The organism is Mesorhizobium sp. M0145, from assembly GCF_040322355.1.
In the GTDB taxonomy this organism is placed as follows: Bacteria; Pseudomonadota; Alphaproteobacteria; order Rhizobiales; family Rhizobiaceae; genus Mesorhizobium.
Genome location: NZ_JAMYTK010000046.1, coordinates 1 through 21368, shown reverse-complemented (window position 1 = coordinate 21368; position 21368 = coordinate 1). Strand labels below are relative to the sequence as shown.

General features: G+C 61.9%; 22 protein-coding genes, 1 pseudogene and 1 riboswitch. Of the genes and pseudogenes, 14 read left to right on the top strand and 9 right to left on the bottom strand.

Translation table 11 applies throughout. The features are described 5' to 3' along the window. Positions 1 to 726: 726 nt before the first annotated feature. The 5 genes from NKJ28_RS32120 to NKJ28_RS32100 all read right to left on the bottom strand — a co-directional run bounded on the left by NKJ28_RS32120 (position 727) and on the right by NKJ28_RS32100 (position 5818). On the bottom strand, positions 727 to 1782 hold the full coding sequence (locus NKJ28_RS32120) for a lipocalin-like domain-containing protein (protein ID WP_352638473.1): 1056 nt from the start codon (positions 1780 to 1782) through the stop codon (positions 727 to 729). Further along, positions 1772 to 4180, bottom strand: a complete 2409-nt coding sequence (locus NKJ28_RS32115) for an ABC transporter permease (RefSeq protein ID WP_352638475.1) — start codon at positions 4178 to 4180, stop codon at positions 1772 to 1774. The genes NKJ28_RS32120 and NKJ28_RS32115 overlap by 11 nt, the downstream gene beginning before the upstream one ends. Next, the gene (locus NKJ28_RS32110; RefSeq protein ID WP_031211739.1) at positions 4180 to 4836 is read right to left on the bottom strand and encodes an ABC transporter ATP-binding protein; all 657 of its coding nucleotides are present in this window, start codon (positions 4834 to 4836) and stop codon (positions 4180 to 4182) included. Before NKJ28_RS32110 ends, NKJ28_RS32115 begins: the two co-directional genes overlap by 1 nt. Before the next feature lie 371 nt (positions 4837 to 5207). Beyond that, positions 5208 to 5393, bottom strand: coding sequence for a DUF3606 domain-containing protein (locus NKJ28_RS32105; protein WP_023676578.1), 186 nt, complete (start codon positions 5391 to 5393; stop codon positions 5208 to 5210). 50 nt (positions 5394 to 5443) lie between these two features. Continuing rightward, entirely contained in the window at positions 5444 to 5818 is a 375-nt protein-coding gene (locus NKJ28_RS32100) for a DUF1488 family protein (protein WP_023676577.1), read from the bottom strand. A gap of 411 nt (positions 5819 to 6229) precedes the next feature. Between NKJ28_RS32100 and NKJ28_RS32095 the strand changes: the two genes are divergently transcribed. The 6 genes and pseudogenes from NKJ28_RS32095 (at position 6230) to NKJ28_RS32070 (ending at position 11095) form a co-directional block, all read left to right on the top strand. Beyond that, a complete protein-coding gene (locus NKJ28_RS32095) occupies positions 6230 to 6667 on the top strand; it encodes a hypothetical protein (protein WP_352624791.1) in 438 nt (145 codons plus the stop codon). Between the two features lie 630 nt (positions 6668 to 7297). Further along, a complete protein-coding gene (locus NKJ28_RS32090; protein WP_023676575.1) occupies positions 7298 to 7612 on the top strand; it encodes a co-chaperone GroES in 315 nt (104 codons plus the stop codon). Positions 7613 to 7662: 50 nt separating this feature from the next. Further along, positions 7663 to 9306 carry a chaperonin GroEL gene (gene groL / locus NKJ28_RS32085; protein ID WP_023676574.1) on the top strand — a complete coding sequence of 548 codons (1644 nt, stop codon included), beginning with the start codon at positions 7663 to 7665 and terminating at the stop codon, positions 9304 to 9306. 42 nt (positions 9307 to 9348) lie between these two features. Next, positions 9349 to 9423: pseudogene (locus tag NKJ28_RS32080) on the top strand (NADH-quinone oxidoreductase subunit D-related protein); the annotation flags it as partial. 49 nt (positions 9424 to 9472) lie between these two features. Further along, positions 9473 to 9838, top strand: coding sequence for a 4a-hydroxytetrahydrobiopterin dehydratase (locus NKJ28_RS32075; protein WP_023676573.1), 366 nt, complete (start codon positions 9473 to 9475; stop codon positions 9836 to 9838). Between the two features lie 189 nt (positions 9839 to 10027). Beyond that, a complete protein-coding gene (locus NKJ28_RS32070; RefSeq protein ID WP_352638470.1) occupies positions 10028 to 11095 on the top strand; it encodes a cyclic nucleotide-gated potassium channel in 1068 nt (355 codons plus the stop codon). A gap of 275 nt (positions 11096 to 11370) precedes the next feature. On the opposite strand, the gene NKJ28_RS32065 is transcribed toward NKJ28_RS32070, so the two are convergent. Continuing rightward, complete coding sequence (locus tag NKJ28_RS32065) at positions 11371 to 12282, bottom strand: phosphatase PAP2 family protein (RefSeq protein WP_352638474.1); 912 nt, start codon at positions 12280 to 12282, stop codon at positions 11371 to 11373. A 340-nt stretch (positions 12283 to 12622) separates the two neighbouring features. On the opposite strand from NKJ28_RS32065, the gene NKJ28_RS32060 reads away from it, so the two are divergent. The 4 genes from NKJ28_RS32060 (at position 12623) to NKJ28_RS32045 (ending at position 15689) form a co-directional block, all read left to right on the top strand. Further along, complete coding sequence (locus tag NKJ28_RS32060) at positions 12623 to 12940, top strand: ArsR/SmtB family transcription factor (protein ID WP_352638469.1); 318 nt, start codon at positions 12623 to 12625, stop codon at positions 12938 to 12940. Continuing rightward, complete coding sequence (locus tag NKJ28_RS32055; protein ID WP_254818127.1) at positions 12937 to 13419, top strand: SRPBCC family protein; 483 nt, start codon at positions 12937 to 12939, stop codon at positions 13417 to 13419. Before NKJ28_RS32060 ends, NKJ28_RS32055 begins: the two co-directional genes overlap by 4 nt. A gap of 346 nt (positions 13420 to 13765) precedes the next feature. Further along, the gene (mgtE, locus tag NKJ28_RS32050; RefSeq protein ID WP_502894205.1) at positions 13766 to 15163 is read left to right on the top strand and encodes a magnesium transporter; all 1398 of its coding nucleotides are present in this window, start codon (positions 13766 to 13768) and stop codon (positions 15161 to 15163) included. Positions 15164 to 15302: 139 nt separating this feature from the next. Beyond that, positions 15303 to 15689, top strand: a complete 387-nt coding sequence (locus NKJ28_RS32045) for a MerR family transcriptional regulator (RefSeq protein ID WP_023676566.1) — start codon at positions 15303 to 15305, stop codon at positions 15687 to 15689. A 19-nt stretch (positions 15690 to 15708) separates the two neighbouring features. On the opposite strand, the gene NKJ28_RS32040 is transcribed toward NKJ28_RS32045, so the two are convergent. From NKJ28_RS32040 to NKJ28_RS32030, 3 genes are all read right to left on the bottom strand, one after another. Continuing rightward, positions 15709 to 16215: a methyltransferase family protein gene (locus tag NKJ28_RS32040; RefSeq protein ID WP_352454650.1), complete on the bottom strand. Its 507-nt coding sequence runs from the start codon at positions 16213 to 16215 to the stop codon at positions 15709 to 15711. A gap of 16 nt (positions 16216 to 16231) precedes the next feature. Further along, a complete protein-coding gene (locus NKJ28_RS32035; protein ID WP_352624782.1) occupies positions 16232 to 17230 on the bottom strand; it encodes a heparan-alpha-glucosaminide N-acetyltransferase in 999 nt (332 codons plus the stop codon). Positions 17231 to 17448: 218 nt separating this feature from the next. Continuing rightward, complete coding sequence (locus NKJ28_RS32030; RefSeq protein ID WP_352638468.1) at positions 17449 to 18642, bottom strand: aromatic ring-hydroxylating oxygenase subunit alpha; 1194 nt, start codon at positions 18640 to 18642, stop codon at positions 17449 to 17451. Between the two features lie 141 nt (positions 18643 to 18783). Continuing rightward, positions 18784 to 18980: riboswitch (cobalamin riboswitch) on the top strand. Positions 18981 to 19016: 36 nt separating this feature from the next. On the opposite strand from NKJ28_RS32030, the gene NKJ28_RS32025 reads away from it, so the two are divergent. From NKJ28_RS32025 to cobO, 4 genes are read left to right on the top strand one after another with little or no spacing between them, the layout of a single operon-like run. Next, complete coding sequence (locus NKJ28_RS32025; protein ID WP_023676561.1) at positions 19017 to 19196, top strand: CbtB domain-containing protein; 180 nt, start codon at positions 19017 to 19019, stop codon at positions 19194 to 19196. A 15-nt stretch (positions 19197 to 19211) separates the two neighbouring features. Beyond that, complete coding sequence (locus NKJ28_RS32020; RefSeq protein ID WP_352638467.1) at positions 19212 to 19994, top strand: CbtA family protein; 783 nt, start codon at positions 19212 to 19214, stop codon at positions 19992 to 19994. Beyond that, a complete protein-coding gene (gene cobU / locus NKJ28_RS32015) occupies positions 19987 to 20508 on the top strand; it encodes a bifunctional adenosylcobinamide kinase/adenosylcobinamide-phosphate guanylyltransferase (protein WP_352638466.1) in 522 nt (173 codons plus the stop codon). Before NKJ28_RS32020 ends, cobU begins: the two co-directional genes overlap by 8 nt. Position 20509: 1 nt before the next feature. After that, positions 20510 to 21127 (top strand): cob(I)yrinic acid a,c-diamide adenosyltransferase, encoded by a 618-nt coding sequence (gene cobO / locus NKJ28_RS32010; protein WP_352568974.1) that lies wholly within the window; start codon positions 20510 to 20512, stop codon positions 21125 to 21127. The last annotated feature ends 241 nt before the right edge of the window (positions 21128 to 21368 follow it).

Below are 21368 nucleotides of genomic sequence, written 5' to 3'. Positions count from 1 at the left end.
CAACGTCACCACCGTGCCATGGCCGCTCGCCCCTCAGAGCAAGCGCCGTTCTCTCTCCAAAACTTTTTGCAGAACCTTCAGCACACTATCTCGAATCCCTCCGAGCCCACCAAGTCGCCTCCCTGCAATGCTGGCCTGGACCTGTCAAATCGTCACGTTAATGATGTCGGTATCGGTGGTTGCGTGTCCCCGCAACCACTTCTGTCATAGTACGATAACCGTCTCGGTCTAACCGAGGCGGTTTTTTCGTGTGGCGAGTTTGAAAATGTCTGGATTGCGTGAGGCCGTGAGGCCGGGCATTAAGGCGCATATTTTGCGGGAAGGCCTTCATGAACCTCAATCATCGGCAGAATGCGCCGTGCAGCGTAACCATCCGGTGTGGACCGCGGCAGACGCCGTTTCACGTGTTAGACTGCTTGGCATGGAGATCGACACCGACAGGATTGACGCGTGCAGCGGTGGTGCTTCGACGTAGAAATCGGAAAACACGCTCGCGGCCACTCTGCACTACGCAGATGCGCGCCCATCTCCGGCCACGCAACATCGATCCGCAATTCGGAGCCATGTAGTGGTAGGTGGCGGCGCAGGACCGCTACATCGCCAGAGCCATTACCTGAGATAGTGGGTTTGAGGTGGTGGTAGAGGGAAGGGCGCTGGAAACTAACCTTCTCCATTTTCGGCAATTCGCCAACCGTCGCGATCTCGCGATTGAGCAGTGTCCTCCAGTCACTCATAGCCTGTCATCTCGAGATAGCCGCGCCCGGCATGGGTGCCCTCAAATCGGATCGGGCCTTCCCAATAGGGAGAGCGTGTGTCCATCCAGGCTTCTGGGTTTAGCGTCCGGATGGTCACATCCACTCCGTTTTCCGGCAATTGCACCCTCCAGCGGATCGGCACGCTACGTCCCGCGACTGCCGCCGTTTCGAGCGGCGTCACCCTTAGCGCGCCGGGGGCCTGCGGCTGCGGCCTGCCGTCGGCCTTGATCCATGTGGCCGATGTAAAGCCCGCGCCTCCGTCGCGCAGGCGAAAGCCCATCATCTTTTCGCCGCTGTCGAAATGCAAGGAGAACCAGTCCCACCCGGTCTGATCCTCAGCCAGCGGCTGCGAGGACCATTCGTGGTCCAACCACGCCTGACCGGACACCGCGATCACGCCCGCCGGAAGGGTCAGTGTACCGGTCACGTGGTAGAATGGTTGCGAGTAGTAATAGCTCGCCTGCCCCTTCTCGGATTTCACCGAGTAGCCCTGCACTCCCTGCGGCACCAGAGGGCCTTTGGCGTCCAGTGCCAGTTCGTAGGAAAACGCCTGTCCCGCCGCGTGCAGATCGAGCGCCGACAGCGCATCCGCCTCTGGCAGGGCCCGACCTGCCATCTGCCAGTTGTCAATCCAGGCCGCAAAGGGTGCAGCCGAAACCCCCGCCTGGCCGATGCCGCCCCGTGCCAGCCGTTCGGCCACGAATTGGTGCGTTCGCGTCGTCAGCCCGGCATGGCCCATCCAAAGCTGCGGACTGGACCAGCCGGACTGCTCCACCGGGGCCAGGGCGGATCGGAAAAGAGTCCATTGCACGCCATAGTCCGCTCCATCCGCAGCTTGCAGGTTGGCCGTCAAATACCACCATTCGATCCGGTAACCGGGGTGCGGGCCGTGGTCTGCCGGAAAGTTGAATGCAGTCCCCGGCTGCGGCACTGAAAACCCGTCAGCCTCTGTGCCAAGCCCAGCAAAACCCTGGCCAAAGGCAGGTGCGGCCAAGCTCATGTAGATCAGCAATGCTCTAACGCTCATGTGCAAATACCTTCAGCAAATCCGATGGCGAAAGACGCGCCAGCCGCCAGGCAGGCACGGCGGCTGCAAGTCCGGCCGCCAGCAACGCGAGCGCCGCCAGCCGCGCCCAGTCACCGGGAAAAAGGTGCATCGGCAGACGCCAGCCAAAAGCCTCCACATTCACCACCGCCAGTAGAACAAAGGCGAGCCCGATACCTACAGGCAGAGCGGCCAGCATGGTCAAGGCTGCCAACAACAAGCCGCGCCAAAGCTCCAGCCATACGAGGTGGCGGCGGGGCAGACCCATGGCCCAGACCGGCGCCAGTTGCGGTAGGCGCATCCCCGACAGGGTCATGAGGCTCGCAAACATCGCCAGCCCCGCGACTCCCAGCGTCAGCACATTCAGCGCGGCTGTCACTCTGAATGTGCGCTCAAACACTTTGAGCGAAAAGACCTTGATCCCGGCCTGGTCAATCACGTTCTGCGCGGGCAGCCCGAATTCCGCCCGCAAACCCGCAGCCAGTGCTTCGGCCTTGCCAGGGGCAATCCGAATGGCATAGCGCAGGCGGGAGACGTCAGGATAGTGCTGGAGCAGTGTGTCGATCCCGATGATCACTTGGCCGATCGGGTTGCCATAGTCGGCATAGACGCCGACGATGCTGGCCCGCCAGCCACCGGGCAGCGTGATCTGGTCCCCTAAGCCCAACTCCTGGCGCCGCGCCAGTTGTTCGTTGATCAGGGCGCCGTCGCCTGTGGCGATCCGGTCCCACACCCCCGGCACTGCAGAGAGGATCGGCCAGTTGTCGCGATAGGTGCCATGATCGGCCACGCCGTATATTGCCGCGGGCTGGCCTGCGACCCGGCCCTCAATGCTCCAGATCGGCAGGACCGCGTCGCTGCGCTGGGCCAGCCAGTCGCGTATCGCCGTGGCCTCTGCTTCGGTGCGGGCGGTCACGTAAAGCTCTGAGGCGAGACGCTGATCGAGCCAGCCGGTGAAGGTCAGCCGAAAGCTCGACACCATCGTGCTGACGCCCACATTGACGGCCAGCGCAAGCAGCAGTGCCATTAGCGCCAATGACAGGCCGGGAAGCTGTTGACGCGTGTCGGCCCAAAACCATTCAGCCAATGGTCCACGCGCCAAGCGGCCGCCAAGGTGCAATATCCCCGTCAGCACGAGCGGCAGCGCCAGTGCCGCCCCCAACAGCAGTGCCGCCAGAAGCGCAAAGCCCGCCTCGAGGCCGGATCCGAAGTGTGCAATTCCCCCCGCCGTCAACAGGAGCACCATCGCAGCCACGCCTTGCGCGCGCAGGGCCCGCTCCGAAGCCCGCGCCCAGGCCCGAGGCTGGGCCGGCGCAAGCAGCGGCAGGTGCCATAGCCGCCAGAGGCTTTGTGCGGCCGCTACCAGCGTGCCGATTACCGCGATCGCCAGCCCCGCTGCCCACACTGCGGGGCGGATCGACAGCGTTCCCGGCACATCGGCCCCGTAAAGTCCGCGCAGGGTGGCGGCGACGTCGGGCAAAAGGGCCGAGGCGACTACATAGCCAAGTGCCACGCCCACCAATCCCGCGAGGAGGGCGAAGATCAGCAGCTCGGCGATCAGCAAAAGGACCAGCACGCGGGCCGGCAAGCCCAGTGCGCGCAGCGTGCGAAACACCGGGCGGCGCTGTTCAAAAGCCAGACCGATGGCGGAATGCACGATGAAGAGCCCCACCGCAAAGGCAAGAAAACCGAAAGCCGTCAGGTTCAGGTGAAAACTGTCGGTCAGCCTGGCAAGATCCCCCGTTTCACTCGGCTCGCGCAGGGTCAGGCCGGGGGCTGTCACCTCTAGAGGGGCACGGCCAATCGGTTGGTCCGGCCAGAGCAAAAGACGAGAGATCTTGTCCTTTGCCCCAAGCAAGACCTGCGCCTGCCCGATGTCGGTGAGGACTGTGCCAGGCGGCAAACCCTCGGCCACGCGCACGGGAGGTGTTGCTTGCTCGGTTAGTCGTGCCGCGGTTTCCGGAGTTGCATAGAGCACCCCGGGCGCCGTGATGAACGGCAATAGCTCATCACCCACTGCAACATCCACCTGCTGCGCCTGCGGCGGCAAAGTCAGTGGGTCAATGCCGAGGACGCGCAACCGCACATCCCCAAACCGCATTTCACCTTCAATCACCGGCGAAGCCAGCCAGCCTGCTCGCCGCAGTCTCACAAACACCTGTTGATCCATCCGGGTCCCGTCCTCACGCACCAGTTGCGCGAGCCGGTCCTGCCCAAGGATCGCCGCTGCACGGTCATAGCTCGCCCGCGCCTCACCGTTGATCGCCTGAATCGCTGACCACAACGCCGTTGCCAGCGATAGCCCCAAAAGCAGCATCGCCAGTTGGACAGGCCGCCTGCGCCAATGCGACAAGAGCGCTGACAACCCGGTCCACACCATCAAGCCAGCCGTCCCGCGTGCAGGTGAACGTGGGCGTTCAGCCGGTTTGCCAGACGGTTGGAATGGGTAACCATTAACAGGGCGGCACCCGTTTCAGCCACCAGCGACAGCATAAGATCGAGTACAGCGTCCCCTGTTGCCTCATCGAGATTGCCCGTGGGCTCATCGGCCAAAACCAGCCGGGGCCGAACGGCTAGGGTCCGCCCAATCGCCACCCGCTGTTGTTGCCCACTCGACAGCTGTTCAGGGTAGCGCGTTAGGACCTTGGCCAGGCCCAGCCGTTCAGCAAGGACCTTCAGCCACGCCGGATCAGGACGGCCGGCAAGTCGAGCCTGAAAGGCAAGGTTGGCTGCCACATCAAGCGAAGGGATCAGGTTGAACTGCTGGAACACAAGTCCGACTGTTCCCCGCCGCAGGGCGGCAAGGGCCGTATCGTTCAGCCCCACAATATTGGTACCGCCAAGGTGGATTTCTCCCGCATCAGGGCTGTCGAGCCCTGCAACGAGGTGCAAAAGCGTGCTCTTGCCGCTGCCAGACTCGCCGGTCAGCGCAAGGCTCTTGCCCGCCTCCAGCGAAAGATCGATCCCGTGCAGAACATGCAACGGCCCTTCGCCAGTGGGGTAGAATTTGTCGATCTGGTCCAGCCTCAGCAGCATGTTACTCCCCGGAGGCCCGCGTGCTTCTGACACGGCATGCCAGTGAAATAGCGCCAAACAACGACCCCTTTCATACAGCCTCCAAACCCACTGCCTTAATTGGACAATGGTTTTCTTCAGAGGCTCGCGTTTTGCATCTAACGCGACCTCCACTTGGAATTCGATGTACAATTACGATCTAGAGCGGTTCTCAGCTAGGCGGGATAGGCGTTGACCGTGCCGTCGCAACTCACTCTCCAAACGGAACTGGAGCGCTGCCTTCAATTCCTCAGCAGTGCCGATGCCGTTGCTGAAAAGCGCCATGATTATGCCTGCAGCCTGGTCACACTCAGGCGTGCTTGGCTCTATGCCAGCCTCACGGGAATACGCGATCAAACCTTTCGGGCAAAGAGTTCCTCTTCGATCTTTGCGCGGTTGTTTCCATACTTTTTTACCAGCCTGAGGGCATCAGCCCGTTCGAGATGGTGCTTCTTCATGAGGTACCCGACTTCATAGTCTTCGCCACCGTCGACCCGTGCTCTGTCTTGCGGACCACGCTTTGACTTGTCGTCTGCCATGACAACCTCCATGGGCGATCGCCTCGCCCAAACGTGTCAAGGATAATCCTCTAATCGACGGGGACAAGGACGTAGTCGCCAACCATGTCGAAACCGCACAACTCCGCGGTCGCAGGGATAAGCCGATCCCTTACGGGGAACGCTTTGCTCGTCCGCCGTTCGAAGCGTCGAGGTCTTCTGGGCTGGTACACGTTCTTGCGGCCGTGGGAGGAAGCTTTCCGCGCGACATCACGAATGGAGTCCCTTGATGCATCGAAGGTCGCCAAATAACCCGCTTCGGCTGTGGCTGCTTCCGGTTTTGCGTTCGCGAGCGCTTCAATCTCAATCAAGAACGGCATTTCAAACATGCCATCGTAGCCGAGAAAATGGAGGTATTGTCCGGCCTCGTCGTAGCTGCGGCTTCGGTTCGGAAAAGTCAGCGCCAAGGTTGAACATACCTCAAGCCGTCAAGAACCGCGTAGCGAACGTCTGTTGCAGGCTCGCGGCCTTGCGTCTCTTCGCATTGTGCGCGTTCAGAATTACGGCGGTTTCGAAGCTAAACTGCCACTCGCTTGATCCCGCTGCCCGGCCAGCGATGGAGCCGGGCTACTCCAGCACAGACTCTGCCGTCGATCACCTCGATCGGCACGGACTCCAGACCGACATCGTCGAACAGCCGCGCATTTGACCGCGTTCGCCAAATTAATGGCCGGATCTTTGCGAAGCCTCCGCATTTTTGTGGGGGGAAGCCCTCCCAGCATCATCGTGATTGGACTTCACGATCGGTCGGAGTCACGCTGGCCGCAGGTATAAGAAGGATATGGGTGGGCCAACTATCGTCCGAATAGGAGGCTAAAATGAAGCACCAGACGCTTGAGCAACTGCAGATCGTCGCCGAGATCGATCAGGACTACCTGCGCCAGGCCATGTCGCGCAGCGAACGTCTTGAACGCTGGGCGGAGCTCCTTGAACGGAACCCTGACCGGCGACTCTCGACGCTACACCAAACCGAGTATCAGCCGGTTAGATCACGCGGGGCCATGCGCGGCGACGGCTCGCCGATCTCAGTCGCTTTCGAGGATCCTGTCCTCCGCGCCGCCGGGTTGGAAAGCGACAACTACGGCGAAGCGAAGCGGTTCTTCGAACTGACCGACAGGCAATTGCATGAGATCATCTGCTATTGTCATTTCGGCGCGACGGTGAGCGCCGTAACGGCCGCCCGTCACATCCGTGCGGCGATTGCCCGGAGACAGCCCGGCATGTTCGCTCGGATGCGTGAGGCGTTCGTCGGATAAAGCCGGAGCCGTTTCGCAGCATCATTTTTGAAGCGGCTCGCATGGAAAGCCGCCGCCGTAGCGCGGGCAAGCGCTCCCCACGCGGGGAGGCTGCGTTGCATGAGGGGGTGCGGCTTTCCGCAGGAGCACGCCGACGCCCCTCCTGCATCTTTTCCATCCGAACCGGAAAGATCCCAATGCTGCCAGTACATCCGTGGTCAGCGCCGTGGTTCAAAGGCTCGAACAGAGCGACATGCGCGCCGGATAAGCGCTATACATTCGCTGTCGAAAATTCGGTGCTTCATGGTGGGTCGAAGGTCGCAGACCTATGTCGATCGGGACCGGGAAAGCCAAATCGTGCCAAATTTTCGCGAACTGTATATAAACATTCAATCAAGGCTCAATAGGTTTGGTGCGTAATTGCGGGTTAATATAGTCTGTTGTCGGCAAAAGTAAGAGGGATGAATTACAATAAAATTGCTTATGGCTCCGCCTTTCGGACGGCCAAAAGCGCCGGTAACAACGACTGATTTACATTTCAAATATTTTCGGTTTGAGGAATTAAAAATTTGGCACTCCTATCATTCGAGTGCCAAAGGGGCTATGTTAAGTGTTGCAGTCGCTCTATGTGCGGCGGCAGAAAGAACCCCAATGAAATTCCGGCCACTCCACGACCGCGTCGTCATTCGGCGCGCGGAAGGCGATACCAAATCCAAGGGCGGGATCATTATTCCCGACACCGCCAAGGAAAAGCCTCAGGAAGGCGAAGTGATCGCCGTGGGCCCGGGCTCGCGTGACGAGAGCGGCAAGCTGATCCCGCTCGACGTCAAGGCCGGCGATCTCATCCTGTTCGGCCAATGGTCCGGCACCGAGGTCAAGATCGACGGCGAGGACCTCCTGATCATGAAGGAGAGCGACATTTTGGGCATCGTCGAGAAGATCAAAGCGGCCAAGAAAGCCGCCTGACCGGGCGATTTCCGATCCCGCAATTTCAAGACTGAACTGGACGTAAAATCATGTCTGCCAAGGAAATCAAATTCGCTACCGATGCCCGCGACCGGATGCTTCGCGGCGTCGAAATTCTGAACAACGCCGTTAAGGTGACGCTCGGCCCCAAAGGCCGCAATGTCGTCATCGACAAGGCCTATGGCGCGCCGCGCATCACCAAGGATGGTGTCGCCGTCGCCAAGGAAATCGAGCTTGCCGACAAGTTCGAGAACATGGGCGCCCAGATGGTGCGCGAAGTGGCCTCGAAGACCAACGACCTCGCCGGCGACGGCACGACGACAGCCACGGTGCTGGCCGCTTCCATCCTGCGCGAAGGTGCCAAATTCGTTGCCGCGGGCATGAACCCGATGGATCTCAAGCGCGGCATCGATCTTGCTGTGGCTGCTGTGGTGAAGGACATTCAAGCCAGGGCCAGGAAAGTCAAATCTTCGGACGAGATCGCCCAGGTTGGTACGATCGCCGCCAATGGCGACGCGTCGGTCGGCGCCATGATCGCCAAGGCGATGAACAAGGTCGGCAATGAGGGCGTGATCACCGTCGAAGAAGCCAAGACAGCCGAAACCGAACTCGATGTCGTCGAAGGCATGCAGTTCGACCGTGGCTATCTCTCGCCCTATTTCGTCACCGATGCCGAGAAGATGCGCGCGGAGCTGGAGGACCCTTACGTTCTCATCCATGAGAAGAAGCTCGGCAATTTGCAGGCGTTGCTGCCGATCCTCGAAGCTGTGGTGCAAAGCGGTAAGCCGCTGCTGATCATCTCGGAAGACGTCGAAGGCGAGGCGCTAGCAACGCTGGTCGTCAACAAGCTGCGCGGCGGCCTCAAGGTCGCAGCCGTCAAGGCGCCAGGCTTCGGTGACCGGCGCAAGGCGATGCTGGAAGACATTGCCGTGCTCACCGCCGGCCAGATGATTTCCGAGGATCTCGGCATCAAACTCGAGAACGTCACGATCGACATGCTCGGGCGGGCTAAGCGCGTGCTCATCGAGAAGGATACGACGACGATCATCGACGGCGCCGGCGAGAAAGCCACCATCCAGGCGCGCGTCCAGCAGATCAAGTTGCAGATCGAGGAAACGTCCTCGGATTACGACAAGGAGAAACTCCAGGAACGTCTCGCCAAGCTGGCTGGCGGCGTTGCTGTCATTCGCGTCGGCGGCGCGACCGAGACGGAAGTCAAGGAAAAGAAGGACCGCATCGATGATGCGCTGAACGCCACTCGTGCAGCCGTGGAAGAAGGCATCGTTGCCGGCGGCGGTGTTGCGCTTTTGCGCGCCAAGGCAGCTTTGACTGAGCTTACTGGCGCGAATGCTGACATGACGGCAGGTATTTCGATTGTGCTGAGAGCACTTGAAGCGCCGATCCGCCAGATTGCCGAGAATTCCGGCGTTGAAGGTTCGATCGTCGTCGGCAAGCTCTCCGACAGCAAGGATCACAATCAGGGCTTCGACGCCCAGAACGAAGTCTATGTCGACATGATCAAGGCCGGTATCGTCGACCCCGCCAAGGTCGTTCGGACGGCCCTGCAGGATGCCGGCTCGATTGCCGCGCTCCTGATCACCGCTGAAGCAATGATCGCGGACATTCGGCAGAAGGTTTCGCCCGCTATGGGTGGCGCGGGAGGTATGGGCGGAATGGGCGGAATGGACTACTGAGCGGCGCCTGAAACTATAGCCAGGACGACGGAAGGCCAGCGACGCGGGCACATGCGAGCCGATATCTCGGCGATCATCGGTTCGCTCGACATCGTGTTCGGGGAGATCGATCGATAGGCTCGTCGCTGTCGTATTTGCTGCTAAAAATGGTCTTGGAGACAAGAACATGACCGACACTCTTGCCGAGAAAACATGTACGCCTTGTCGCGGCGGCGTCCCGCCGCTCACGCGTGATGAAGCCCAACGCTTCCAGGCACAGGCTCCTGATTGGGAGCTGGGTGACGATGCCCACCGCATTCAGCGGAGCTTTCGATGCCGCAATTTCCGGGACGCGCTCACCCTTGTTCAGGAGATCGGTGAGCTCGCCGAAACCGAGGGCCATCACCCCGACATCAGCTTCGGCTGGGGTTATGTGACGGTTTCCCTGAGCACCAAGAAGATCAAAGGACTGCACGAGAACGATTTCATCATGGCGAGCAAGATCGATCGGATGCTCGATCGCGCGGGGCGGCCCCTCGACCGCCAACGGTGACACGGCAAATCCATTGCCAATCAAGTGAGGTCGTTTATGCCACACATCCGTCGAGGGGCAGCTCGATCTCGACCCTGATCGGATGGTTCATGGCCTATGGTCCAGCGACGATCGCAGCGAAAATAAGCACCTTTGCGCTTGCCTTGAAGGCATCCTATTCTGGAGGGTAGTATCCGCTCGGGGCATAGAATGTCGGTACTGCCTTCCTTAAGAATTTGCGCGCCGCTCAACGCGGTGCTGGCTGCGACTGGGCTTGTGGCGGTGGCTACGCTCACGACACCGGACCTGTCCGGACGAAGCAGACTGGCTTTGGCTGCCGTGCTCGCGGTCATTTGGGGCGTCTATCTCCTGGAATTGGCCGAGAAACTGCTCAAGCGCCGGGCGGGAGACGTTCGGGACAGGACGCCGGCAATCGCCATTGATGTGCTCGCGGTTTTGGTTCCACTCGCCGCATTTCTGCTCGTCGGCACGCCCGACCGGAGCCTCTACTGTGCTGTCTGGCTGCTGAAACCGCTGCGCGATTCAACTTTCTTCCCGCTGCTGGGCAGAATCCTGACCAACGAAGCGCGCAACCTGATCGGCGTCGCCACGGTCTTCGGCATCGTTCTTTTCGGTTTTGCGCTCGCAGCCTATGTCATCGAGCGCGACGTCCAACCGCAACAGTTCGGCAGCATCCCCCAGGCAATGTGGTGGGCCGTGGTCACGCTGTCCACCACCGGCTATGGCGACGCTATTCCGGAAAGCTTCGCCGGCCGCGTCCTTGCCGGGGCGGTCATGATGAGTGGCATCGGCATCTTCGCGCTCTGGGCTGGCATTCTTGCCACCGGCTTTTATCAAGAAGTCCGTCGCGAGGATTTCGTCCGCAATTGGCAATTGGTCGCCGCCGTGCCGTTGTTTCAGAAGCTCGGCCCGGCCACACTAGTCGAGATTGTGCGCGCATTACGACCTCGCATCGTGCCGGCGGGCGCTGTGATCTGCCGCAATGGCGAGACCGGTGACCAGATGTTCTTCGTCGTGGAGGGGCGCGTCAGCGTCGCGACGCCGAACCCGGTGGATCTGGGCCCTGGCGCCTTCTTCGGCGAGATGGCGCTGATCACCGGCGAACCGCGCTCGGCGACCGTCAGCGCCACAACGGTGGTCTCACTCCTGTCGCTACACTCGGCGGATTTCCAGATGCTGTGCAGCAGCAGCCCGGAGATCGCAGAAACCATCCGCAAGACCGCGCTCGAGCGGCGTGGCGCGGCGCCTAACGGTTGACCGTATTAGACTAGGTGTTCGTCAGGAGGAGGATGCGATGCCAAGGCGGCCAATTGCCTGCCGATGGCGGCTGGCTGGAACTACATGCTCTGCCGCTGCCGAACCACCCTCAATACAAATCGAATTCGAAAGCGGAATCTCTTGCCCGTTGAATTCGAGCACGGCAGGGAGCGTCCTTGTCGGGGCACGTGCTGTTTGCCTGATTGCGGTCGCGAGTTTGGCTTACGCGAAGTGGCCATCGGCGGGCATGGCCATCTATCGACAAGCGCACATAACTATTCGCGCACCAGGCGTCCGGTCGCCCACCAGATCACCGATACAACAACGATCGATGCGTAGCCGTCCACGGCATAGTGCCAGCCAGTGAACACCGATCCGTACAGGATCAGGGCTGCAAAGGTCCAACCCGGAACGCCAAGCCAGCGATTGATCGATGACAGCAAATAGGCGTTCAATGCGGCAAAGGCGACATGCATGCTTGGCATGGCCGAGATGCCGCCGCCAAGACTTGGCCGGCCGCTTTGGTAAGCCATCAGGAGATATGCCGCGGGTTCCCGCACCATGTAACTATGGTCCAGCCTGTCCAGGGCCGCATTCAATCCGTGGAAGCGATCCACGCCGACAAAGTGGTGGTAGTAAACCGGTCCGACCGATGCCAGCGCCAGGGCCAAGACCGTTCCGAGGACGGACAACGTCAGCGCTGCTGCGCAGAGATAGCGGATGCGGGCAATCTCGTCCGACCAGAGCGACACGAAAAGGATGGTGCCGAACCACTGGTAAAACCAAATGACTTCATAGCTGTTGAAGACGACGAACGACCAATTGTTGCCGTCGAGCTTATGGACCATCTCCCATGGCGGCATCCCGTGCAGCCATTCATCAGCATCGGCCAACCAGTTGTCGGCATAGTATGGGACGACGGACGGGATGGCGATCTTGTAGGTAGAGAACGCGGTCAAGCTGGCAAAGCAGAACAGCAGCACCAGCAGACAACCGCGCCAGCGCCCTTGAACCAAATCCAGTGCGTAGCGAACCGGTTGCCGCCGGCCATGGATTAGCGCGGCACAGCAGACGCCACCGATAAACAACACCGGAATGCCAACAAGAAACTTGTGAGAATAGATTAAGGCTGACGTATAGAATACTTCTGGATATAGTGCAGATGCGCCTAAAACGTATGTCGCCATGAACAAGGAGAGGCGCAATTGCCATATGGCGGAGGGCCTGTAGCGAGAGGCTTCCGTGGTTAGGGCCAAACCAATTTACCCGTTCTTAACGTTTCGCCGGAGAGACACAAACACCGATAAGGTAAAAACCTTGCCGCCAGGTTTACTTTTCCCCGGTGGTCGACATTTGCCGGCTGGCCCGCATGCGGTGGATTGATTCCCTGAGCAATCTTGCATCCGCATTGCTGTCCATGCCCCCGCGTCAAGGAATTGCCCCGGAGCCTCGAGCCGGCCGGTTGCTTAAACACGGGCCCGCCACGCCTTCGGTTGACATATCATAAGTTTTAGCTTATCATAAGTTATGGGTTATGATTACGCAGGAATGGTGGCCTTGGCCGATCCGACGCGCCGCAAGGTGTTCGAGCTCATCGCCGATCGGCCACGCTCGGTCATCGATCTGACGCGAGTGCTTCCGGTCTCGCAGCCGGCGGTATCGCAGCACCTCAAGGTTTTGAAGGAAGCCCGGCTGGTCCGCGCAGAGCCGAAGGGTGCCAGCAACATCTATCATCTCGACCCGCATGGGCTCGGCGAGATGCGTGCCTGGCTCGACCGCATGTGGGGCGATGCGCTCGACGCCTTCAAACGGGAAGTCGACAACAGCAAGGAGAAGAGGAAATGACGACCATGATCAAGCCCGCGCCGGTCAGGAAGTCGGTGACGGTGGAGGTGCCGCTCGACAAGGCATTCGATGTGTTCACCACAGGATTCGGGCGCTGGTGGCCGGCTTCGCACTCGATCGGCAAATCCGCCCTGACGACCGCGGTGATCGAACCGAAAGCCGGCGGCCGCTGGTACGAGATCGGCGAGGATGGGTCACAATGCGATTGGGGCGAGGTTCTCGCCTGGGATCCGCCGTCCAGGCTGACGCTCGCCTGGCGCATTGGAGCCGGCTGGCGCTACGATCCGGCATTGCTGACCGAAGTCGAGATCCGCTTTGTCGCGCTCGGCGAGAACGCGACGCGTGTGGAACTCGAGCACAGGCTTCTGGAGAACATGGGCGAAACCGCAGAGGCGATGCGCGAGGCCTTCGAATCCGAGGGTGGCTGGAGCGGTCTCCTGGACCGCTATGCGGCTGAGGCCAAGCGCCACGCCGCCTGATCGGGAAGCCTTCCAGTCCAATACCAGCGAGGCCCTCGCACTGTCGGCCTCGCCGTTTTGAATCAGTGTCGATCTGCCCATCTGGTTGACCGGGGGGGGATACGCTGCCCTTTACCTGCCGCCGCGAAGGTTTGCAGCGCCGCAGGTTTGTAGAACGTCCTCTCCTCCTACCATCCGGTATGCGCCGCGTCGTTTGGACGCGCGAACGGCGCTGTAGCAATTTGTCGTTGTGCATGGTCCTTTCGCAAAATCGATTCCGATTGTCAGGGTCATGCGTTAGACCTGACAGGCACCTTATCCGGAAATCCGATGGCGGGAGGCGCTGGTGGAAGGCCAGGACGAACAGATGACCGGCGCCAGGGCAGCCGAGGAGCGCCGCGCCGACATCTATGACGAGGACGGCGTCATCCTGTCGTCGTTCCTCGCCCAGATCGGTGCCGCGATCGCCGATCGCGATACGCTGACGCTGAAGCGTGAAGTCGACGATCTGCACCAGTCGGAACTCGGCCACCTGCTCGAGGCCCTGCACCCGGAACAGCGACGCGCGCTGGTCGAATTGCTGGGCAAGGATTTCGATTTTTCCGCGCTGACCGAGGTTGACGAGGCGATCCGCCGCGACATCGTCGACAGTCTGCCCAATGCGCAGATCGCCCAGGCGGTGCAGGATCTCGATTCCGACGACGCGGTCTACATTCTCGAAGACCTCGACCAGGAGGACCAGGACGAGATCCTGTCGCAGCTGCCGTTCACCGAGCGGATCAGGCTGCGGCGTTCGCTTGACTATCCCGAAGAGACCGCCGGCCGCCGCATGCAGACGGAGTTCGTCGCGGTGCCGCCGTTCTGGACGATCGGCCAGACCATCGACTACATGCGCGAGGACAACAATCTTCCCGACCGTTTCAGCCAGATCTTCGTCATCGATCCGAGCTTCAAGCTGCTCGGCGCCATCGACCTCGACCAGATCCTGCGTACCAAGCGCTCGGTCAAGGTCGAAGAGGTCATGCATGAGACCAGGCATGCCATCCCGGCCACCATGGACCAGGAGGAGGCGGCACGCGAATTCGAACAATACGATCTTCTGTCCGCCGCCGTCGTCGACGAGAACGAGCGGCTGGTCGGCGTGCTGACCATCGACGACGTCGTCGACGTCATCCAGCAGGAGGCCGAAGAAGATCTGCTGCGCATGGGCGGCGTCGGCGACGAAGAACTCTCGGACAGCATCTTTTCGACCTCGCGCTCGCGCGTGCCCTGGCTGCTGGTCAATCTTTTGACGGCTTTCCTGGCGGCCTCGGTGATCGGCCTGTTCGACCGCACCATCGAGCATATCGTGGCGCTGGCGGTGCTGATGCCGATCGTCGCCGGCATGGGCGGCAATGCCGGCTCGCAGACCATGACGGTCACGGTGCGGGCGCTGGCGACCAGGGACCTCGACATCTACAATGCCGGCCGCATCATCCGCCGCGAAATCGGGGTGGGCTTCATCAACGGCATCATCTTTGCCATCCTGATCGGCCTCGTGGCTGCTGCCTGGTTCCACGATCGCAATCTCGGCGGCATCATTGCGGCTGCGATGATCATCAATATGTTCGTGGCGGCTCTGGCGGGCATCCTTATCCCGCTGCTGCTCGACCGCTTCAAGATCGATCCGGCTGTGGCTTCGGCGGTTTTCGTCACCACGGTCACCGATGTCGTAGGTTTCTTTGCCTTTCTCGGGCTCGCCACATGGTGGTTCGGCGTGCGCTGAACGTCACCTCAATTGACTTTTACGTAAATGCCATGCGAGGCTTTGAAAGGTGCCTTGTCCGCCGATTCTGGTACGCGCCTGGGCGCCGGCGGCGCCGGCCAGTTGGAACTCGCGGCGTGGCCGGGGCATTGGAGTGACGATGCGGGAATATTATTCGATCACGGAGCTGACCCGCGAATTCGACGTGTCGACGCGGACGTTGCGCTTCTATGAGGACGAAGGGCTGGTGCAGCCAGTAAGACGCGGCCGCACTCGGCTGTTCCGTCCGTCGGACCGGCATCTCATCCGCCAGATCATGCGCGGCAAGAGGCTCGGCTTCTCGATCAACGAGATCCGCGAAATCATCCAGATGTACAGGGAGCCGCCCGGCGAGGTCGGCCAACTCAAATTGATGATCAAGCGCATCGAGGAAAAGCGCGAGGATTTGCGCCAGAAACGCCGCGACCTCGAAGAGACGCTGGCCGAGCTCGATCAGGCAGAGGAATCCTGCGTCGAGCGGCTGGTGGAACTCGGCGTCACCACATGAGCGTGGCGTCAGCGCCGGCTCAAATCCAGCGCCGCACCCTTTTGGCGTAGTCCCGGTATTTCTTGCCGAATTTGGCCGTCAGCACCTTCTCCTCGCTCTCGATCGTCAGCTTCTGCGTCAGGAACGCCGCGATGACCGCCAGCGGCAGGAACCAGGCGATCCCAGTGACAAAGGCGAGGCTGACCAGCAGCAGCGTGTTGGCGAGGTAGATCGGGTTGCGGCTGACGGCGAAGGGTCCGGTAGTCACCAGATGGTCAGGCACGCCGTTCGGGTTGAGCGTCGTCTTGGCGCGGATCATGGTGCGAATTGCCGTGAACCAGAGCGCGGCAACCGCCACCAACCCCACAAGGCCGGCGGCGAACAGGATGTCGCCGAGAAGATCGCCGATCCACGGCAGCGGATAGAACAGCCCTAGCGCGACGCTGACGATGATGGCGGCGATATAGATCAGCGGCGGCCATGGGATGTGCCCCAGCTTCGGCTGCCCAGGATTTTGCTGCACGGGTTTCGGGTGACTGTCGCTCATTATTGTCCTCCCTCGATTAGCGCGTTCCCGGTTCCGCCGCCTCGGTTTGGGCGGTGCAGGTGCCGGCGAGCTCGCCAATATGCGCCTTCCACTCCGGGGACTGGTCGTTGCTGTAGAGCCGGTCAAGCGAGGCTTCGCCCTGGAGACTGTCCAGCATGCAGGCACAATAGCTGGAGCAGAACTCGGTGTCGCGTGCCTGCTCGCAGGATATCTGGCAGGATTTCAGAAAACGCACCTCCCTGATTTCGGCCTGCGCCGGCATGAATTGCGAAAACAGCCAGACCGAGCCGATCAGCACCGGCTGATGGATCAGATAGAAGGCAAGGCTGTGCCGGCCGATGAAGACCAGCGGATTTGCCCAGCGGCCGGGCGCCAAGGCCGACAGCCGCGTCAGCGCGCCGGAGGTGGCGGCGAGCTTGGTAACCGCGATGCCGGCAAGTACGGCGCCGAACCAGGGCAGCAGTGGAACGTAGTCGTTGGAGCGCGGGTTGGTCGCCGACAGGCCGACCCACCACAAAGCCGGATGATCGAAAAGCTCAGATCGCAGGTAGAAAGGCGCGGCAATAGCGAGGGCCGCCACGGCAAGCGTCAGCAGCGCCGGGAGGCGCAGGAACGCCAGGCCGAGCAGGCTGGCGAGCGCGATCTCGTGCAATATGCCGAAGAAGATGAAGCCATCGGGCGTGGCGATGCGGGTGACCAGCGATATTGCGAGCGCTGCCCCGGCAACCATGGCGAAGCGCTTCCAGAAGCCGGTCCAGCGGATTTTCTTGCCATGGGCGAGATAGAGGCTGATGCCGACCAGGAACAGGAAGCTCGAGGCGATGCAGCGCGCGTAGATTTTCCACCAGCCGAAGGCGGTGAGGCCGGGATCGGTGTAGCCGAAGAATTCGAGGTCCCAGGTGAAATGATAGCTCGCCATGGCAAGCAAAGCGATGCCGCGTGCAATGTCGATAGCGGCGATGCGCTTCGACTTCGGTTGATCCTGAACGGCTGCGCTCGGCGTGTCGATGCTCATGGTCTCGCTGTCTTGGTTCAGCCCCGGCAAGACGACTATCACGGTTGCCACCGTCAAAAGAAGCAGGGCCTTGCGTCGCGTTGGTACCGGTCGGCATCAGAGCTGCTTTAGGCCAGAGCCGGAAAGCCTTTGGCCGGCGTGCAGGCGTTCTTCGGCCTGGGCGCGGTTTTCGCAACGCTCGGGCTGCTGGCGGCGGCCTGCGGCTTCGTCACCTGGCGCTATCTGCCCAAATCGCTTTGATGTTCGAGCGCCGCATGGCGCTCGCGCACCCAGTTGTGGAAGCGGTGCAAGTCGTATTCCTCGGGCATCAGTACGCCGGCCTTGTGGCGCATCGAGCGCAGGCCCATCTGGTTGACCTCGCAGATATCAGCATCCTCCTCCAGCACCTGGGTACCGAAGGCGACGATGTTGTCGATATCCGCGGCCGGTTCGGCGAGCGCTTCGGGCGAAAAAAGCCATTCGGCGGTAAGTTCGGTCTGCTCCGGGCCAAGCGGCACCAGCCGCACGGTCCTGACATAGTCGACATGGCCGACGACGAACATCGACGGCATGCTGGTGGCATAGGTCTGCCCGGCGGCACGCTCGCCCGGCGTCAGGCCGGAAAAGACCGAGCCGTGGACGCGCCCGTCGCGCGACCAAGTTTCGGCCCCGGCCCGCAAGCCGCCGGCAAATTCCGGCGCGTCATTGTCGGCGTGGCGCGCCCATTCGGGGTCGTCGTGCCGGCCCATCAGGCCGCGGCCATAGATCGGCACCAGCCGCGACAGGTCCTTGTGGACGCCGGGGCAGTGCAGGCACTCGTTGAAATTTTCCCAAAATACCTTCCAGTTGCAGTTTATCACCTTGCGCAGCACATGGCCGCTCAGCAGCGTTTCCAACGGCCAGTTGGCGAGGTTGCCGGATGCCGGATCGAAGGATGTTTCAGCCGAGCCGGCAGCGTCTTCCGCCAGATTGACGAAGACGAAACCGCGCCACACCGAAAGCGCGACCCGGTAGAGCGGATGATCGGCCTTGTCGAAGCCGTCCGGCAGCGATTTCGACGGCACGCGCACCAGATCGCCGTGCAGCGAATAGGACCAGGCATGGTATGGGCAGGTGATGAGCCGCGCCTTCAGCCGTCCTTCGCTCTGCTGGCAAAGCTGCGAGCCGCGATGCCGGCAGGTGTTGTGGAAGGCGCGCAACTCGCCGGTCTCGTCGCGCAGCACGACGACCTCCTGCGTGCCTATGCGGAACGTCCTGAAAGCCAGCGGCTGGGCAAGGTCGGCCTCGCGGCAGACGAGCAGCCAGTTGCGATACCAGATGGCCTCGAGATCGCGCTGATAGGCCGCGATGTCCCAATAGGCTGATGACGGCAGCGTCGGCTCGGCCCGCGTCAGGCCGTTGTAGGGACCGCGCTCATTCGGGCTGGGTTGCATGCCGGCTTCCTCCCCATCCGCCAGCCGACACCCGGCTGCGAAAATTGTCAATCGCGGCGCCGGCCGACCGGGCTTGGCGAGGCGGCGCATTCGCCACACGATCCGGCGGAATTTGGTTTGCCGGGCGCGGCGATTCTGCCTATAGTCACTGATGTCGTCGGTTCCGTTTGGAACCAAGAGGGAATGCGGTGAGGGCAAGTTGTTTGCCCAATGCCGTGGCTGCCCCCGCAACTGTGTGCGGTAGTCCTCTCCATATGCCACTGAAGGTTCGCCTTCGGGAAGGTGGGGAAGGGCGCTGATCCGCGAGCCAGGAGACCTGCCGGCGACAGGAAACTGACTTCTATGCCCTCGGGTGGAGGGCGAAAGGACAAGACATGAATACCGCTTCCGTCTCGCTCGGCGCTTCCGCCTCCTCGCAGTCGCGTCTCATGCAGCTGGCGCTTGCTGCATTCCTCGGCATTTTCGTCATGGGCTTTGTCGGCTTCTCGCATATCGATGCGGTCCACAATGCCGCCCACGACTATCGCCATTCGATGGGCTTTCCCTGCCACTGACAAGGGGCTGACATCATGACACTGTTTCGCAACGTCGTGTTCATCGCGGCGATCGCAGGGCTTGTGGCCGGCGTGGCTCTCGCCTGCATGCAAGCCTATGCCACGGTGCCGCTCATCCTAAAGGCGGAAGTCTACGAACAGGCCGGCGGGGGCCATGACCATGCCGCGGCACCTGCGACACCGGCCGAAAACGCCGCGGGCATGACGGCTATGAGCAGCGCCGCGTCGGCACCGGCTGAAGCAATGGCTCCGGCGGAAGACGAAGGCTGGGCGCCGGCGGACGGTTTCGAACGCTTCGGCTTCAGCGTCGTTGCCAATATCGTCACCGGCATCGGCTTTGCGCTGGTCCTGGTTGCGGTTTCGGAATTCGCCGGCGGCATCGGCAATTGGCGCCAGGGCCTGTTCTGGGGGCTGGCCGGCTTTGCCGCATTCACGCTGGCGCCGGGCCTCGGCCTGCCGCCGGAACTGCCGGCGATGCCGGCGGCCGACCTTGTCCAACGCCAGATATGGTGGTGGGCAACAGTGGTGGCGACAGCGGCCGGTCTCGGCCTTATCGTCTTCCGCAGATCGCTGCCGCTGGTGGCTCTTGCCGTGGCGTTGATCGTTGCGCCGCATATCGTCGGCGCGCCGCAGCCCGATAGCTTCGAGACGGCGATCCCGGAAGGCCTGCACCACCAGTTCGTGGTGGCGGTGACGCTGACCAATCTGGTGTTCTGGCTGGTGCTCGGCGCGGTCGTCGGCGTGGTGCGCGGACGCTTCACGGGCACGGCGACCAGCCTGCGCGACAGCTTTGCCTGACCGCGCTGCCGGGGCACTGACCCTGGTCATCGGGGGGGCGCGCCCCGCAATGCGCGCGCATGCCGAGAGCCTGGTGACGGTCGGCCCGCCGCCTTGGAGCTATATCGCCACGGCGCAAGCCTATGACGACGAGATGCGCCAGCGCACCGCGCTGCACCGCTCGCGCCGCGGCGCCGGCTGGACGACCATCGATGCGCCGCTCGACCTTGCCGGCGCGATCGGAGCGCTGCCTGACGGCCAGCCGGTGCTGATCGACTGCCTGACGCTGTGGCTGACCAACCATATGCTGGCCGACCATGATGTCGAGGCCGAATGCCGGAGGCTGGCCGATGTGCTGTCGCGGCCGCGTGGGCCGTGGTTCGTGGTGTCCAACGAGGTCGGCCAGGGCATCGTGCCGGACAATGCGCTGGCAAGACGGTTTCGCGACGCCGCCGGCCGGCTGAACCAGGACGTCGCGGCTGTTGCCGGCACCGTGCTTTTGATGGTGGCGGGGCTGCCGCTCAAGGTGAAATGACATGGCTGATACTATCGATCCCAAGGACGAGGAACGCCACCGCGCCAAGATGGCCAAGCGCAAGGCGGTGCAGGACGCCGAGGTCGCGGCCAAGACGGTCGAGAAGGGGCTGCTGATCGTCAACACCGGACCGGGCAAGGGCAAGACCACGGCCGCCTTTGGGCTGGCGCTCAGGATGCTCGGCTATGGCAAGCGCGTCGGCGTCGTTCAGTTCATCAAGGGCAAATGGCACACCGGCGAGAAAGACGCCTTTGCTGCCTTCGGCGACCGTGTCGTGTGGCACGCCATGGGCGAGGGCTTTACCTGGGAGACACAGGACCTGAAGCGCGACATCGCGGCGGCCGAGGCTGCCTGGGCGAAAGCGCTGGAGCTGATGGCCGAGCCGTCGATCAGCCTCGTGGTGCTCGACGAGCTGAACATCGCGCTGCGCTACGACTACCTCGATCTCGAAAAGGTGGTCGCGGCGCTGAAGGCGCGTCGCGAAGGCCTGCATGTCGTCGTCACCGGCCGTAACGCCAAACCGGTATTGGTCGAGGCGGCCGATCTGGTCACCGAGATGGGCGTGACCAAGCACCACTTCTCCGCCGGCGTGAAGGCGCAGCAAGGGATCGAGTTCTGAGGAGTGTTGCTGGCGCCTCTTCTTCCTTCTCCCCTTGTGGGAGAAGGTGGATTGGCGCGCAGCGCCAAGACGGTTGAGGGGTGCTGGCCGGGGCGCTGTTGGTGCCAAGCTGGAACACCCCTCATCCGGCCGCTTCGCGGCCACCTTCTCCCACAAGGGGCTAGCGTGCGCACACATCTGATTTGGCGGGGATTAGTTTGGATTTGCAAGAGCGAAGCCCTCGGCGATGGCGTGGAAGCGT